Genomic DNA, 16,024 nt, shown 5'->3' with positions numbered 1-16,024 from the left:
AGTTTCGACTTCGCTCAGTCCGAACGGATGAATGAGTGTCCGCTCCTGCCCGAAAGCCGCCCCCACCCGTTCAGCCCAAAGCCGCCTGCTTCTCCTCCGCCAGACGGTTGAGTTCCGCGCGGCTTTTCTTCTCGCTGGCGGACTTCAATTGCCCGCAGGCGGCCATGATGTCCCGCCCGCGCGGCGTGCGCACCGGGGCGGAAATGCCGCCTTCGAACACGATGTCGGAAAAGCGCCTGATCCGCTCGGGCGTCGAACATTCATAATCGGTGCCGGGCCACGGGTTGAACGGGATCAGGTTGACCTTCGCCGGCAATTTGAACTGGCGCAGCAGGCGCACAAGCTCATGCGCGTCGGCGTCGCTGTCGTTCTTGTCCTTGATCATCACATATTCGAAGGTGATGCGCCGCGCATTGTTCGCGCCGGGATAATCGGCGCAGGCCTGCAACAGCTCCTCGATGCCATATTTGCGGTTGAGCGGCACCAGTTCGTCGCGCACATCCTTGGTCACGGCATGGAGCGACACGGCCAGGTTGACGCCGATCTCCTCCCCCGCCCGCGCCATCATCGGCACGACGCCCGAGGTGGAAAGGGTGATGCGCCGCTTCGACAGGGCCAGCCCGTCGCCGTCCATCACGACCTTCAGCGCGTCGCGCACATGGTCGAAATTATAGAGCGGCTCGCCCATGCCCATCATCACGATGTTGGTCAGCATCCGCCCGTCCGGCGAATATTGGCAGGCGTCGTCATCCTCGTCGTCATTCGCGGACGCCATGGAACCGCCCATATTCCCCTTGGGCCATTCACCCAGCGCGTCGCGGGCCAGCATCACCTGCCCCACGATCTCGCCCGGCGTCAGGTTGCGGACGAGGCGCATGGTGCCGGTATGGCAGAAGCGGCAGTTGAGCGTGCAGCCGACCTGGCTCGACACGCACAGCGTCCCCCGGTCCGCGTCCGGGATGAAGACCATCTCATAATCCTGCCCATCGTCGGATCGGAGCAGCCATTTGCGGGTGCCGTCGCTGGAAACCTGCGCCTCCACCACCTGCGGGCGGCCGACGATGAAGCGCGCCGCCATCCAGCCGCGCATCGGCTTGGCAAGGTCGGTCATCCGGTCGAAATCCGTCTCGCCGCGATGATAGAGCCAGTGGAACAGTTGCTTGGACCGCAGCTTCGCCTGCTTGGGCTCCAGCCCCGCGCTTTCCAGCACTGCACGGATCTGGTCACGGGCAAGGCCCAGCAAGTCGACCCGGCCATCCTCGCGCGGCGTCACCGCGCGCGGCACGGGCACAGGATCGATAGCGCCGGGAATCGGCATGAGCGGGTTGGCGGCTGTCTGCATAGGCGCGCCCATAGCCGATTTGCGCCTGTTTTGAAAGCGCGCGCGGTTCAGCGCAGTTTCGCGCATCCCAGCGCAGCCGCGTCGATCGCGGTCGCCGCGCCGCGCAGGGCATAGGTGTCGGCAAAGGCGCGCCCGCGCGTGTCGGTGGACTGGACGCTCATGCTGGTCGCGGACCGCATCGCCGCGACGATGGCGGCGTCTCCGCGCGCGTCGGGCGCCCATGCGTCGACCTGCCCGGCGACGAGGGAAAAGCGCCGGTCGCCGATGCTGAGGATCACCGGCGCCTTGTCGCCGCGCATCCGGCTCAGGCGGAAATGCACCTGCCCCCGCAGCTTCTGGCGCGGCCAGCTTCCGACCGAGGCGAAGCCGCTGGCTGCCTGGCCGGAACGAAGGTTCGCGGGCTGGGCGATGGCGTAGCAGCGCGGCGTCGCCGGATCGCGGAAAGCGCCCCAGCCTTCGAATATTCCCAGCGAATCGCGCGCCTGCGCGGGCATGGCGGCCAACAACGCGGCGGGGACGAAGGCCAGAGCATGTCTCATCCCCCCGGCAAAGCCCAAGCCGATTCCTTTTGCAAGCCTTCGCTTTGCGCGGAAAGCATGAGCGAGTGCTTGCCGCAGCCGTCACAGCGGCTATGAAGGACCATCCATCATTGTCACCCGGATTCGACCGAAGCCGGGTCATCAGGCGCAAAAAGAACGGACAGAACAGGGACATGAAGGCCACCATCGAACGCGCAACGCTCCTGAAAAGTCTGAGCCACGTCCAGTCGGTGGTCGAACGGCGCAACACCATACCGATCCTGTCGAACGTGCTGATCGAGGCATCGGCGGACGGATCGATCAGGCTGATGGCGACCGACCTCGACCTTCAGATCGTGGAAAGCATTTCCGCGCAGGTGGAACAGCCCGGCGCGACCACCATTTCCGCGCACACCCTGTTCGACATCGCCCGCAAGCTGCCCGAAGGCAGCCAGGTGCTGCTCCATGCGGCGGAAGGCAAGATGCTGATCCAGGCCGGGCGCGCGCGGTTCAACCTGTCGACCCTGCCGCGCGACGACTTCCCGGTGATCGCGGAAGGCGACCTGCCGACCAGCTTCGAACTGCCCGCCGAGACGCTGAAGCAGATCATCGACAAGACGCGCTTCGCCATCTCGACCGAAGAGACGCGCTATTATCTGAACGGCATCTATTTCCACGTGTCGGACGAAGGCCAGCCGGTGCTGAAGGCGGCCGCGACCGACGGCCACCGCCTTGCCCGGGTGACGGTGCCCCGGCCCGACGGCGCGGACGGGATGCCGGGCATCATCATCCCGCGCAAATGCATCGCCGAACTGCGCAAGCTGCTGGACGAGGTGGAAGGATCGGTCGAGGTTTCCCTGTCCGCCAGCAAGATCCGTTTCGGCCTGGGCAGCGCGATCCTGACCAGCAAGCTGATCGACGGCACCTTCCCCGATTACAGCCGCGTCATCCCGACCGCGAACGACAAGCTGCTCAAGATCGACCCGCGCGGCTTCGAGGAAGGCGTGGATCGCGTCGCCACCATCGCCACGGAAAAGACCCGCGCGGTCAAGATGACGCTGGACCGCGACAAGATCACGCTGTCCGTCACCAGCCCGGAAAACGGCACCGCGGCGGAAGAAGTGCCCGGCGCGTTCCAGGGCGAAGGCTTCGACATCGGCTTCAACGCCCGTTATCTGCTCGACATATTGGGGCAGATCGACAGCGATCTGGTCGAACTGCACCTGGCCGACGCGGCCGCGCCCACCCTGATCCGCGAGAATGACCGCAGCCCGGCGCTCTACGTGCTGATGCCCATGCGCGTCTGACGCGGGGCGGAACGGCGGCATTCGATCCTTTCCGGGCCATCGGGTAAGTTTCTTTCAAGAAGTTTGGGTTACGCACGGGGGCATGAATCCCGTACGCCCCGTTCTTCCGGAATCCGCCGCGCCCGCTCCCGGCCTGATGGTGTCGCTGGGGCTGGCGGACAGCGGCGGAGACATTTCCCCCAGTTGGGTTTCGCGGGCCTTCCTGCTGATCGCCGCGCTCTGGCCGCTGGTGCTGCTGGCGAAGATCTGCATCTCCGCGTTGTACGGAACGGCCTTCTTTCATGTGGGCAGCGCCTGGCAGTCGCTCCTGCTGGTGGCGATCCTGCTCGCGGACGGCGCGCTGATGATCGCGCCGCGGCAGAAACGGTTCCGCGCGCTGATGCCGCATGTCCAGATGTGGCTGATGCTGCCCATGGCCTTTCTGTCGGGGCTGACCTTCAGTCTCTGGTGCGGCTCCACCGCCTCCGATCTTCATTTCGTCATCCCCGAATTTGCCGTCGCGCTGCTGGCGGTCTGCATCTTCGGGGATCGCAGGCTGCTGGGTCTCTCCTATTTCCTCGGCGTGCTGCTCGTATCAGTATTGCAGCAGGGCGGATGGACGGAGGCCGGGCTGGCGGTCAGTTGCGTGTCGGTCATGCTGATCGCCACGGTGCGGCAGGCCCGGGTGGATCGCGATCAGGCCATGGCGCGCTACCGCCAGGAATTGCGCGCGCAGCGGTCCGACCGGCTGCTGCATGAATATGAGCGCTCCGGACGCGGCTGGTTCTGGGAAACGGACCGGCAGGGGCTGCTGGTCTATCTGTCCGAAACGCTGGCCGACACCCTGGGACAGCCCGTGCGGGAGCTGATCGGCCGGCCGTTCACCCAGCTCGTCGGCCCCGGCAACCGTTCCCATGGCGATGGTGAGCGCACGCTGGGCTTCCATCTGTCGGCCCGCTCGGGTTTCGCCGATGTCGCGGTCCAGGCCGCGATGATGAACGAGGAGCGCTGGTGGTCGATTTCCGGCCAGCCCGTGTTCAACGAATATGGCCGGTTCCAGGGCTTTCGCGGCAGCGGCACCGACCTGACCGAAATCAAGCGGAGCCAGGCGGAAGTCGCGCGTCTGGCGCAGTTCGATTCCCTGACGGGCCTCGCCAACCGCGTCCAGATGATGCAGGCGCTGGAAAACGCCATCAAGACGCCCCATGGCCGGACCGGCGAATGCACGTTGATGATGCTGGACCTCGACCGTTTCAAGAGCGTCAACGACACGCTGGGCCATCCCGCCGGGGATGCGCTGCTGCGGCAGGTCAGCGACCGGCTGCTGCGGGTGGTCGGCCATCAGGGACTGGTCGGGCGCCAGGGCGGCGACGAATTCAAGGTCCTTCTGGTCGGGCGTCAGGATCAGGCGGCCCTGTGCCATCTGGCAAAGGCCATCATCAGCACCATATCCCAGCCCTACCGGATCGAGGATACGTCCGTCGTCATCGGCGTTTCGATCGGCATTTCCACTTGCCCGAACGACGGGGTGACCACCGATGCGCTGATCCGCAACGCCGATCTGGCGCTCTACGCGGCCAAGGGCGACGGCAGGGGCGTCTATCGCTTCTATTCCTCCGACATGCACGCCGATGCGGAGGACCGCCGCCAGCTGGAAGAGGATCTGCGCGACGCGCTGGCCTCCGACGCGCTGCAACTGGTCTATCAGCCGGTGGTGTCGTCCGTCACCGAACAGATCACCGGTTATGAGGCGCTGCTGCGCTGGCAGCATCCCCGGCGCGGTCCGATCGGGCCGGATGTCTTCATCCCCATCGCCGAGGATACGGGCCTGATCGCCCAGATCGGGGATTGGGTGATCCGCACCGCCTGCCAGGACGCGGCGCAATGGGTGGGATCGACGCGGGTGGCGGTCAACGTCTCCCCGATCCAGTTCGCCAATCCCGGCTTCCCGTCCACCGTCATGAACGCGCTGGCGGCCAGCCAGCTCGCGCCCGAGCGGCTGGAGCTGGAAATCACCGAAAGCGTGTTCCTCAACGACAATGCCGACACCGATTCGATGTTCGCGCGGCTGAAGGCGTTGGGCGTGCGCCTGGCGCTCGACGATTTCGGGACGGGCTATTCCTCGCTCGGCTATCTCAAGAAGGCGCCGTTCGACAAGATCAAGATCGACCAGAGCTTCGTGCGCGGGGCGGCGATCAAGGGCAATCGCAACAGCGCGATCATCAAGGCCATCGTCAGCCTGGCCGAGGCGCTGGGCATGGACACGACGGCCGAGGGCGCGGAAACCCATGACGAGCTGGACCTGATCCGCCAATTGGGGTGCAGCCATGTGCAGGGCTATGTCTATGGCCGGCCGATCAGCGCGGCCGAAGTGATCGAGCGTCAACTGACCACGGGCACCATCGCCACGGTCGAAGGCTTCAAATCCAGCCGTCCGGAACGCAAATCCATGCTGCGGACCGTCGCCGTCCACAATGACGGCGACGTCTATGCCGCCCGCATCCGCAATATCTCGGCCACCGGCGCGCTGATCGAAGGGTTGTGGAACGTGCCGGAAGGAACCGCCTTCATCATCGAGCTGGCGGACAATTATTTCGTCGACGCCGTGGCCCGCTGGTCGAAGGAGGACCGCATGGGCGTCGAGTTCCGCGAGGCGGTGGACCTCAACCGCCTGAAAAGCGCCACGCCCCGGTTGATGGCGTCCTGATCCAGGGAAACCCCGTCCTGCGCATGGCGGGTTCCGGGCACCTTCATCCATTCGTGCCCGGGAACCGTCCTGCGATGCCGGGTTCGCGATCTCCGGCGATCAGAGCAGCGACTGGCCGGTCTTTTCCCAGTCGGCGAGGAAACCGGCGATGCCCTTGTCGGTCAGCACATGGTTGAACAGCGCCTTGATGACGGCGGGCGGGGCGGTCATGACGTCCGCGCCGATCTTCGCGGCTTCCAGCACATGGATCGGATGGCGGACGGATGCGACCAGGATTTCCGTGGCGAAGCTGTAATTGTCGTAGATGAGGCGGATATCCTCGATCAGCTTCATGCCGTCGAAGCCATTGTCGTCGTGGCGACCGACGAAGGGCGAGATGAAGGACGCGCCCGCCTTGGCCGCCAGCAGCGCCTGATTGGCCGAGAAGCAGAGCGTCACATTGACCATGCAGCCATCGTCGGTGAGCGCCTTGCAGGTCTTGAGCCCGTCGATGGTGAGCGGCACCTTGATGCAGACATTGTCCGCGATCTTCCGCAGGATGGCGGCTTCCTTCATCATCGTTTCATGGTCGAGCGCGACGACTTCGGCCGAGACGGGGCCGTCCACGATGCCGCAGATTTCCTCGACCACCTCGACGAACTTGCGGCCCGACTTGGCGATCAGCGAAGGGTTGGTCGTGACGCCGTCGAGCAGGCCGGTGGCGGCAAGCTCGCGGATTTCGGCGGTGTCGGCGGTGTCGACGAAAAATTTCATGGGAACATGCTCCGGGCGATGGGACGAATCGTTACCCGCCCTTTAGCGGCTGGCAGCCGGAATCGCCATCGTCGCGCCCTCCAAAGGCTTTGCAAGGCGCCGCGCGCAACATTATGGCGGCGGCACCTTTCCAAAGGACCGATCCATGCCGTCATTGCCGCGTCCACGCATCCTATCGGATGCACTCCTTGCATCGGGCCTGATGGCCGCGCCGCCCGCTATGGCCGTGACAGAGGAAAGTCAGGCATGGATCACCGAATCGCTGGCGATCAGGGCGAGCGAGGCGGACATGGTGACGCTGGACATGAGCCAGCGTTTCCGGCGCGACCGTTCGGACGACGAGCAAGCCTTGTTTCGCGTCGCACTGGATCATCGCGTGGCGCGGGGCGTGCTGATCGGCGGCGGCATCGCTTATGTCGAAGGGCGGAAGGAAGAGGAGATGCGCCTGTTCCAGCAGGTGACCTTGAACAAGGGCATCTGGCTTGCGCGCACGCGGCTGGAGCAGCGATTCTTCGATACGGCCGATGAAGCAAGCTGGCGGCTGCGGCAGCGGGTTCAGGCGAGCGTGCCGGTGGATCGCGACGGGCGCTGGACGGTGGTGGGCGCGATGGAGGTCTTCTTCCACCTCAATCGGGCGCGGGCTTCGGACAAGAGCGGGCTGGCAGTGATGCGCCATCAGGTCGGGCTGCGCCATGCCGTCAGCCCGGCGATGGACGTGCAGCTTCTCTATATGCGGCAGCAGAATTTCCGCGACCGCCGTCCGGATGCGGTGGCGCATGTGCCGTGGCTGACGTTGAGCTGGAAAATCTGACGGAGCGGCTTTGCGTCCCCTCCCCTTGCGCGGTAGGGACTGCCCATGAGTTCGCGCGCCCGTGTCCTGTTGCTGAATGCCGCCCTGGGGCCGCTCGACTATCGGGTGCCGCACGGGATGAACGCAAAGCCCGGCAGCATCGTCGTCGCGCCGCTGGGACCGCGCCAGATCGTGGGCGTGGTGTGGGACGAGGACGCCTTTCCCGATGTGGAGAGCGTGGGCGACAATCGGCTGCGCAACCTGATCGCGCCGGTCGATGCGCCGCCGGTGCCGGAGGCGGTGCGGCGGCTGATCGAGTGGACGGCGGACTATTATCTCGCCCCGCCCGCCGCCGTGCTGCGGATGACGCTGGCGTCGATGGCGGCGCTGGAGGGCGCGCGCACGGTGATCGAATATCGGGCGACCGGCGATCTGCCCGACCGCATGACCGAGCAGCGTAGCCAAGCGATGGAGCGGATCGGCGAGCGGCAGGGGCTGATCCGCGAACTGGCGATGATCGGCGGGGTGAGCGACGCGGTGATCCGAGGCCTCGTCAAGGCGGGCGCGTTCGAGGCGGTGGAGGTGAGCGTCGACACGCCCTTTCCCAAACCCGATCCCGATCATGCGCCGCCTGCCCTGTCGGAGGAGCAGCGGGCGGCGGCCGATAGTTTCGTCGAGGCAGTCCATGCCCGCGACTTCGCGCCCTTCCTGCTGGATGGCGTCACCGGATCGGGCAAGACGGAAGTCTATTTCGAAGCCATCGCCGCCGCCATCCGCGAGGGACGGCAGGTGCTGGTGCTGCTGCCGGAAATTGCGCTGACCGAGCCATTTCTGGAGCGGTTCGAGAAGCGGTTCGGGACGGTGCCGGTCAACTGGCATAGCGGCTTGCGCCAGAGCGAGCGGCGGCGGGCCTGGCGCGCCATCGCGGCGGGCGAGGCGCGGGTGGTGGTGGGCGCGCGGTCGGCGCTGTTCCTGCCCTATCCGAACCTTGGCCTCATCGTCGTGGACGAGGCGCATGAGGCGAGCTTCAAGCAGGAGGATGGCGTCCATTATCATGCCCGCGACGTGGCGGTGATGCGCGGTCTCATAGAGAAGTTTCCGGTCGTGCTGGCCTCCGCGACCCCGGCCATCGAGACGCGGCATCAGGTGGAACTGGGGCGCTATCGCGAGATCAAATTGCCGGGGCGTTATGGCGGGGCAGAGATGCCGGAGATCGAAGGCATCAACCTGCTCACCGATCCGCCGGAGCGCGGGCGCTGGATCGCGCCGCCGCTGGTGCGCGCCATCGACGAGAATATGGAGAAGGGCGACCAGAGCCTGCTCTTCCTCAACCGGCGGGGCTATGCGCCGCTGACCTTGTGCCGTCATTGCGGCTATCGGTTCCAGTGCCCCAATTGCACGGCGTGGATGGTCGAGCATCGGCTGACGCGGCGGCTGGCCTGCCATCATTGCGGGCATGTGATCCCTTCCCCCCGCTTCTGCCCGGAGTGCAAGGAGGAGGACAGCCTCGTCGCCTGCGGTCCCGGCGTGGAGCGCATCGCGGACGAGGTGAAGGCGCTCTGGCCGCAGGCGCGCACGGCCATCGTGACGTCGGATACGCTCTGGTCGCCCGCCAAGGTCGCGGAGTTCGTGAAGTCGGTGGAGGCGGGCGCGGTCGACATCATCATCGGCACGCAGCTTGTGACCAAGGGCTATCATTTCCCGAACCTGACGCTGGTGGGCGTGATCGACGCCGATCTGGGGCTGGAGGGCGGCGATTTGCGCGCGTCGGAGCGGACCTTCCAGCAGATCGTGCAGGTGGCGGGGCGCGCGGGGCGCGGGGCCAAGCCGGGGCGCGTCTTCATCCAGACGCGGATGCCGGAGGCGGAGGTCATCAAGGCGCTGATCGCGGGCGATGCCGAGCGTTTCTACATGGTGGAGACGGAGAATCGCCGCCACGCCAACGCCCCGCCCTTCGGCCGCTTCGCCGCGATCATCGTGTCGAGCGAGGATGCCGACGAAGCCGCGCAGGTCGCGCGCCTGATCGGCAAGTCCGCGCCGCTGATCGAGGGGATGCGCGTCTATGGCCCCGCGCCCGCGCCGCTGTCCGTGCTGCGCGGACGGCACCGGCATCGGCTGCTGGTCCATGCGACGCGGCAGGTGGACGTGCAGGACGCGATCCGCGAGTGGCTGGGCAACATCGCATGGAAATCGGGCACGCGGGTCGCGGTGGATGTCGATCCCTACAGCTTCATGTGAGCTTCAGCCCTTCTTCTCCCGTGCCAGCAGCGCGCGCTTGCGCTCCAGCCCATAGGCATAGCCGCCCATGCCGCCGTCGCTCCGCAGGACGCGGTGGCAGGGGACCAGCACGGCGAGACCATTGTCGCCGCAGGCCGTCCCCGCCGCGCGCACCGCGCCCGGCTTGCCGATGGCGGCCGCGATTTCAGCATAGCTGCGCGTCTCGCCGGGCGGGATGGCGCGGAGCGCTGCCCAGATCGCCTGCTGGAAGGCGGTGCCGTTCACGTCGACAGGCAGGTCCGCGCCCGCCGCCGGATCGTCGACCAGAGCCGCGACCTGCTTCGCCATGGCCGCGAGTCGGGCGTCAGCGGGCCATATCTGCGCATGGGGGAAGCGGCGGCGCAGGTCGGCCTCGTCCTCGTCGAAGCTGATGCGGCACAGGCCCTTTTCCGTGGCGGCGACCAACGCCGTCCCGAGGCTGGTGGGGACGAGGGCGTAGCGAATCTCGACATCCCGGCCGCCGTCCTTCCAGGCGCTGGGCGTCATGCCCAGATGGCGCTCCGCATCGGCATAGGCTCGGCTGGGGGCGTTGTAGCCCGCTTCATAGATCGCCTGGGTCACGCTGCTTCCCTCCTCTCCCAGAGCCGCCTTCAGCCGCTCGGCGCGCAGGGCGCGGGCATAGGCGGCGGGGGTCATGCCTGTCTCCCGCTTGAACAGGCGGTGGAAATGATGCGGGGCATAGCCCGCATGGGTGGCCACCTCATCCAGCGTGGGCGGCGTTTCGGCTCCCGCGATCAGCGCCCTGGCCGCTTCCACCGCCAGCCGGTCGCGCCCCGCTTCGTCGGGGCGGCAGCGCAGGCAGGCGCGGAAGCCCGCCGCCCGCGCCGCCGCCGGATCGGGGAGGAACAGCATATTCTCCCGCCGGGGGCGCCGCGCCGGGCAACTGGGCTTGCAATAGATGCCGGTGGTCAGGACCGCGCCGACGAAGCGGCCGTCCATCGCCCGGTCGCGGCGCGCGAAGGCATCCCAGCAGGCTTCGGGATCGGGCATCGTCGATGCGGCGGGTCGGGGGGCGAGTCATCTGGTTCATGCATATGGGATAGCTGACGGAGAATCGCCACGCTTCCCGCCGCTTGCTGTCAAAAGGGGCATGAATCTTTTTGCGCGGGCTAATGACGGGGCCGCTGGCGGGTTTTGGCCGGGAGGGCAGGAGACCAGATTCCACGCTATCACGAAGGTGGCCCCCCTCACCCAGCTACGACTAAGGCGGCAAGCTGCCCAAGTCTTCGCGACCCTCTCCCCCCATGGGGCGAGGGATAAAAGGTCCGCCATCCATCCATTCCGACTTTCCGCAACTTTCCCGATTGCCTAAAAGCGGCCTTCGCATATGTATGCGCCCCACTATGGTCGCTTTGCTCCGCCGCCTCTGCCTGATCCTCCTGCTCGCCGCGCCCGCCGGGGCGCGGGCGGAACAGCAGGACATCGCCGCCGCCGCGCGCGGGGTGGTGCGCGTCGTGCTGGTCGCGACGGACGGCAGCGACGCTTATTTCGTCGGCCATGGCAGCGGCTTCGCGGTCGCGCCGGACAAGGTGGTGACCAACGCCCATGTGGTCGAACTGACGCGCGAGGAGAAGAATCTCGTCATCGGCGTGATCCCGTCGGAAGGGACCAAGACCTATGGCGGGCGCGTCATCGCCTATTCGCCGGGCAACGATCTGGCGCTGATCCAGCTGGAGGAAGGCCGCCTGCCGGTCAGCACCTTCTATGCAGGGGCGGTCGGCGACGGGCAGCATGTGACGGCGATCGGCTATCCCGGCAATGTGGACCGGGCGCAGGGTCTTGGCCTCAAGCAGATGGTGGAGCCGCTGGGCACGGTGAAGACCAGCGGCAATGTGTCTTCGGGCCGTTCGACGCAGAGCTTCGACACGATCCTCCACACCGCGCCGCTCGCCGCCGGGAACAGCGGCGGGCCGCTGGTGGACGATTGCGGGCGGGTGCTGGGCGTCAACAGCTTCGGATCGGTGTCGGACGGCCATGACGCGGAGTTCGGCTTTGCGGTGTCGTGGCGGGAGGTCGCCTCCTTCCTGCGGCAGGCGGGCGTGTCGTCGCTGCACACGGTCGTCCCCTGCCGCTCCATGGCCGAGGCGGACGCCGCCGAAGCGACCATCACCCAGCGCGAGGCGCAGGCGAGCGAGCAAAGCGAACGCGCGGAGGCCGACGCGCAGGAGGCCGCGATGGCAAAGGCCCGCGACGATGCCGAGCGCAGCGTGATCTCCGCCCGCGAAAACGCCATGGCGGGCGCGGCGGTGCTGCTCGCCATTGCGGTGCTGTGCCTGGGCGCGGGCGGCCTCTTCTATACGCAGAAGCGGGAGAAGCGGGCGACATGGTGGCTGGCGGGCGGCGGCGTCGCCTTGTTCGGGGCGCTGGGCCTGTTCTTCCTCAAGCCCAGCTTCTCCAGCATCGACGAACGCATCGTCCTGCCCGACGACGGCAAGGCGACCGGCAACAAGGCGTTCGCCTGGGCGGGCGACAATATCTGCCGCATCGACCTCAACCGCAGCCGCCTCACCGTGTCGCAGGCGAACGACATTCCGTTCCACTGGGCGGAGGGGGGCTGCGTCGACGGGCAGACGCAATATGTCTCCTCCGGCACGAAATGGCAGCGCGCCGTGATCCCCGGCGAAGGCAATTTCGTCACCGTCAGCGAATTCGATCCGGCGACGGGGCAATTGCGAATCCAGCGCTGGCTGCCCGACCTCGACGTGATGGACAAGGCGCGCGCGCTGGTGAAGGACAAGCCGGTCAAGGGCTGCGGCGGCGATTCCGGCCGGCTGGCGCAGGTCGCGACGCTGCGTTCCGACCTTTCCGCCCTTTTGCCCGCCCAGCCCAATGAACGGCTGGTCTATCGCTGCCAGAAGGGCCGCCTGACCCCCGCCGATCCGCAAAATTGAACCTTGGCCAGTTTGCGCGAACGCGGGCGCGGGGCCGGGCCTTGCCCCAGGCGAATGAATCACGCGCCATGGCTTGCATCATCATAATCCCGCTGCTAACCGGCCCGGCAACAGGGGAACGGGCAGGCCTGCTCCCCTTTCTTTGCATGACCGGCATATGGATTGGAGGACGGTAAGCGCGTGGAGACTACCGGCGGTATTCAGGCTAGCCTCAGCGGCCGCTATGCGGTGGCGCTGTTCGATCTGGCCCGCGACGGCAAGACGCTCGACACCGTTGCCGAGAGCCTTGCTGCAATCAAGGCCGCGATGGCGGAATCGGCGGATTTCAAGGGGCTGATCAACAGCCCCGTCCTGAGTCGCGATGCGGCGGGCAAGGCGATCGCCGCCGTGGCCGCTTCGATGGGCACCGATCCGCTCACCGCCAAATTCCTGGGCGTGCTGGCCGAAAACCGCCGCCTGTCGCAGCTTCCCGCGATCATCCGCGCCTATGAGGCGCTGCTGTCGAATCACAAGGGCGAGGTCCGCGCCGAAGTGACGAGCGCCCATGCGCTCACCAAGACCCAGATCACCGCCCTGAGCAAGAGCCTCAAGGCGCGTGTCGGCCGCGACGTGGCGGTCGATGCAAAGGTCGATCCCGCGATCCTCGGCGGGCTGGTCGTCAGGATCGGCAGCCAGATGATCGATTCCTCCATCCGCACCCGTTTGAATAGTCTCGCCCACGCGATGAAAGGCTGAAAGGCTGAACATGGATATCAACGCCGCAGAAATCTCGAAGGTCATCAAGGACCAGATCGCCAATTTCGGCACCGAAGCGCAGGTGAGCGAAGTCGGCTCCGTGCTGACCGTGGGTGACGGCATCGCCCGCGTCCATGGCCTCGACAATGTCCAGGCGGGCGAAATGGTCGAGTTCGCCAATGGCGTGCAGGGCATGGCGCTGAACCTGGAAGCCGACAATGTCGGCGTCGTGATCTTCGGCTCGGACGCCGAGATCAAGGAAGGCGACACCGTCAAGCGCACCGGCACCATCGTCGACGTTCCGGTGGGCAAGGGCTTGCTGGGCCGCGTCGTGGACGGCCTGGGCAATCCCATCGACGGCAAGGGTCCGATCGAATATACCGAGCGCAAGCGCGTGGAAGTGAAGGCGCCGGGCATCATCCCCCGCAAGTCGGTGCACGAGCCCGTGCAGACCGGCCTCAAGGCCATCGACGCCCTGGTCCCCGTGGGCCGCGGCCAGCGCGAGCTGATCATCGGCGACCGCCAGACCGGCAAGACCGCCGTCGCCATCGACACCTTCATCAACCAGAAGGGCGTCAATGCGGGCGATGACGAGGGCAAGAAGCTCTACTGCATCTATGTCGCCGTCGGCCAGAAGCGTTCGACCGTCGCGCAGATCGTGAAGCAGCTCGAGGAAAACGGCGCGATGGAATATTCCATCGTCGTCGCCGCGACCGCTTCGGAACCGGCTCCGCTCCAGTATCTGGCGCCTTACACCGGCGTCACCATGGGCGAGTTCTTCCGCGACAACGGCATGCACGCGGTCATCGTCTATGACGATCTTTCCAAGCAGGCCGTCGCCTATCGCCAGATGTCGCTGCTGCTGCGCCGTCCTCCGGGCCGCGAAGCCTATCCCGGCGACGTTTTCTATCTCCACAGCCGCCTGCTGGAGCGCGCGGCGAAGATGAACGACGCCAACGGCAACGGATCGCTGACGGCTCTGCCGATCATCGAGACGCAGGCGGGCGACGTGTCGGCCTACATCCCGACCAACGTGATCTCCATCACCGACGGCCAGATCTTCCTTGAAACCAACCTCTTCTATCAGGGCATCCGTCCGGCCATCAACGTCGGCCTGTCGGTGTCGCGCGTCGGCTCGTCCGCGCAGACCAAGGCGATGAAGAAGGTGTCCGGCTCGATCAAGCTGGAGCTGGCGCAGTATCGCGAAATGGCGGCCTTCGCCCAGTTCGGTTCGGACCTTGACGCGTCGACGCAGAAGCTGCTGAACCGTGGCGCGCGCCTCACTGAACTGCTCAAGCAGCCGCAATTCTCGCCCCTGCCCTTCGAGGAGCAGACCGCGTCGATCTTCGCGGGCACCAACGGCTATCTGGACGCGATCCCGGTCGGCGACGTGACCCGTTACGAAGAACTGATGCTGGCCTATCTGCGTCACGATCACCCGGAAATCCTCGCGGAAATCCGCGACAGCAAGGATCTGGGCGACGGCGCGAAGGGCAAGCTCGTCGCGGCGCTCGACGCGTTCGGCAAGACCTTCGCCTGATGCCGTTGACCTATCTCGCGGAAATCACGCTGAAGCCCGACTGTTTCGATGAAGCATGTCGGGCGGTGGCGGCCATCGTTTCCGCGACACGGGCCGAACAAGGGTGCGAGCGTTTCGATCCGCACCCCCATGGCCGATAGGTCGAGTATCATGATCTACGAGCGTTGGGCCGATCAGGCCGCGTTCGACTTTCATCACGCGCAGCCTTACACCCGCGCGGTTTTCAAGAGCTACGAAGACTGGCTGGCAAAGCCCGTCAAGCTTACCGAGCTTGGGAACGGACTGGAATAAGATGGCAAGCCTCAAGGAACTGAAGCTCCGCATCGGGTCGGTGAAGTCGACCCAGAAGATCACCAAGGCGAAGCAGATGGTCGCCGCCGCGAAGCTGCGCAAGGCGCAGGCCGCGGCCGAAGCCGCTCGCCCCTACAGCCAGCGCCTGGAAGCGGTCGTCGCATCGCTCGCCAGCAAGATCGCGGGTGGTTCGGGCGAAGGCGCTTCCCCGCTGCTGGCGGGCACCGGCAAGGACGAGGTGCATCTGCTGGTCGTCGCCAACTCCGACCGTGGCCTTGCGGGCGCGTTCAACGCCAATATCGTCAAGGCCGCGCTCGCCAAGGCGCGCGAATTGCTGCTCGACGGCAAGCAGGTGCAATTCTACCTGATCGGCCGCAAGGGCCGTCCGGTCATCAACCGCACCTTCCCCGGCAAGATCGTGGCGCAGTTCGACACCACCACGGTGAAGGAGCCCGGTTTCGACCAGGCGGCGCAGATCGCGCAGGAACTGACCGACATGTATCTGAACGGCAAGTTCGACGTCGCGCACCTTTTCTACTCGCAGTTCAAGTCGGCGCTGGCGCAGATCCCAACCGAACAGCAGATCATCCCGGTGAAGATTCCGGCCGACGCCGACCGCAACGCCATCGCCGCGACGGTGGAATATGAACCGAGCGAGGAAGCGATCCTCGACGACCTGTTGCCGCGCAACATCACGGTGCAGATCTTCAAGGCGCTGCTGGAGAATAACGCGTCCGAACAGGGCGCGTCGATGACCGCCATGGACAATGCGACCCGCAACGCCGGCGACCTCATCAACAAGCTGACGATCCAGTACAACCGCAGCCGTCAGGCCGCGATCACCACCGAACTCGTCGAAATCATCTCGGGCGCGGAAGCCCTTTAAGATCACGC

12 protein-coding genes and 1 pseudogene are annotated in these 16,024 nt (G+C 66.1%); 9 read left to right on the top strand and 4 right to left on the bottom strand.

Going from position 1 to position 16,024, the window contains the following annotated elements; all coding sequences use genetic code 11:
* Window positions 1-70 precede the first annotated feature (70 nt).
* Together rlmN and SCLO_RS13405 are read right to left on the bottom strand one after the other, a co-directional pair.
* Window positions 71-1,342, bottom strand: coding sequence for a 23S rRNA (adenine(2503)-C(2))-methyltransferase RlmN (gene rlmN / locus SCLO_RS13410; protein WP_066518844.1), 1,272 nt, complete (start codon window positions 1,340-1,342; stop codon window positions 71-73).
* A 47-nt stretch (window positions 1,343-1,389) separates the two neighbouring features.
* A complete protein-coding gene (locus SCLO_RS13405) occupies window positions 1,390-1,881 on the bottom strand; it encodes a hypothetical protein (protein WP_066518796.1) in 492 nt (163 codons plus the stop codon).
* A 173-nt stretch (window positions 1,882-2,054) separates the two neighbouring features.
* Here SCLO_RS13405 and dnaN point away from each other — a divergent pair, with 173 nt between their 5' ends.
* Window positions 2,055-3,167: a DNA polymerase III subunit beta gene (gene dnaN, locus SCLO_RS13400; protein WP_066518798.1), complete on the top strand. Its 1,113-nt coding sequence runs from the start codon at window positions 2,055-2,057 to the stop codon at window positions 3,165-3,167.
* A gap of 82 nt (window positions 3,168-3,249) precedes the next feature.
* The gene (locus SCLO_RS13395; protein ID WP_066518800.1) at window positions 3,250-5,853 is read left to right on the top strand and encodes an EAL domain-containing protein; all 2,604 of its coding nucleotides are present in this window, start codon (window positions 3,250-3,252) and stop codon (window positions 5,851-5,853) included.
* A gap of 99 nt (window positions 5,854-5,952) precedes the next feature.
* Here the strand turns inward: SCLO_RS13395 and fsa are convergent, their stop codons facing one another.
* Window positions 5,953-6,606: a fructose-6-phosphate aldolase gene (gene fsa / locus SCLO_RS13390; protein WP_066518802.1), complete on the bottom strand. Its 654-nt coding sequence runs from the start codon at window positions 6,604-6,606 to the stop codon at window positions 5,953-5,955.
* Window positions 6,607-6,808: 202 nt separating this feature from the next.
* Here fsa and SCLO_RS13385 point away from each other — a divergent pair, with 202 nt between their 5' ends.
* Window positions 6,809-7,417, top strand: a complete 609-nt coding sequence (locus SCLO_RS13385; protein WP_231923234.1) for a DUF2490 domain-containing protein — start codon at window positions 6,809-6,811, stop codon at window positions 7,415-7,417.
* A gap of 45 nt (window positions 7,418-7,462) precedes the next feature.
* Window positions 7,463-9,634, top strand: coding sequence for a primosomal protein N' (locus SCLO_RS13380; protein WP_066518807.1), 2,172 nt, complete (start codon window positions 7,463-7,465; stop codon window positions 9,632-9,634).
* 3 nt (window positions 9,635-9,637) lie between these two features.
* On the opposite strand, the pseudogene ada reads toward SCLO_RS13380, so the two are convergent.
* Window positions 9,638-10,703 (bottom strand): annotated as a pseudogene (ada, locus tag SCLO_RS13375) (bifunctional DNA-binding transcriptional regulator/O6-methylguanine-DNA methyltransferase Ada).
* Between the two features lie 313 nt (window positions 10,704-11,016).
* Here ada and SCLO_RS13370 point away from each other — a divergent pair.
* From SCLO_RS13370 to SCLO_RS13355, 5 genes are all read left to right on the top strand, one after another.
* Window positions 11,017-12,564: a S1C family serine protease gene (locus SCLO_RS13370; RefSeq protein ID WP_066518811.1), complete on the top strand. Its 1,548-nt coding sequence runs from the start codon at window positions 11,017-11,019 to the stop codon at window positions 12,562-12,564.
* Between the two features lie 180 nt (window positions 12,565-12,744).
* Window positions 12,745-13,299, top strand: coding sequence for a F0F1 ATP synthase subunit delta (locus SCLO_RS13365; protein ID WP_066518847.1), 555 nt, complete (start codon window positions 12,745-12,747; stop codon window positions 13,297-13,299).
* 10 nt (window positions 13,300-13,309) lie between these two features.
* Window positions 13,310-14,839 carry a F0F1 ATP synthase subunit alpha gene (atpA, locus tag SCLO_RS13360; RefSeq protein WP_066518814.1) on the top strand — a complete coding sequence of 510 codons (1,530 nt, stop codon included), beginning with the start codon at window positions 13,310-13,312 and terminating at the stop codon, window positions 14,837-14,839.
* Between the two features lie 150 nt (window positions 14,840-14,989).
* Window positions 14,990-15,130, top strand: coding sequence for a putative quinol monooxygenase (locus SCLO_RS23650; RefSeq protein ID WP_197705101.1), 141 nt, complete (start codon window positions 14,990-14,992; stop codon window positions 15,128-15,130).
* Between the two features lies 1 nt (window position 15,131).
* Window positions 15,132-16,016 (top strand): F0F1 ATP synthase subunit gamma, encoded by an 885-nt coding sequence (locus tag SCLO_RS13355; RefSeq protein ID WP_066518824.1) that lies wholly within the window; start codon window positions 15,132-15,134, stop codon window positions 16,014-16,016.
* Window positions 16,017-16,024: the final 8 nt, after the last annotated feature.

It is taken from the genome of Sphingobium cloacae, from assembly GCF_002355855.1.
In the GTDB taxonomy this organism is placed as follows: Bacteria; Pseudomonadota; Alphaproteobacteria; order Sphingomonadales; family Sphingomonadaceae; genus Sphingobium; species Sphingobium cloacae.
This window is presented reverse-complemented; position numbering and strand designations above follow the sequence as displayed.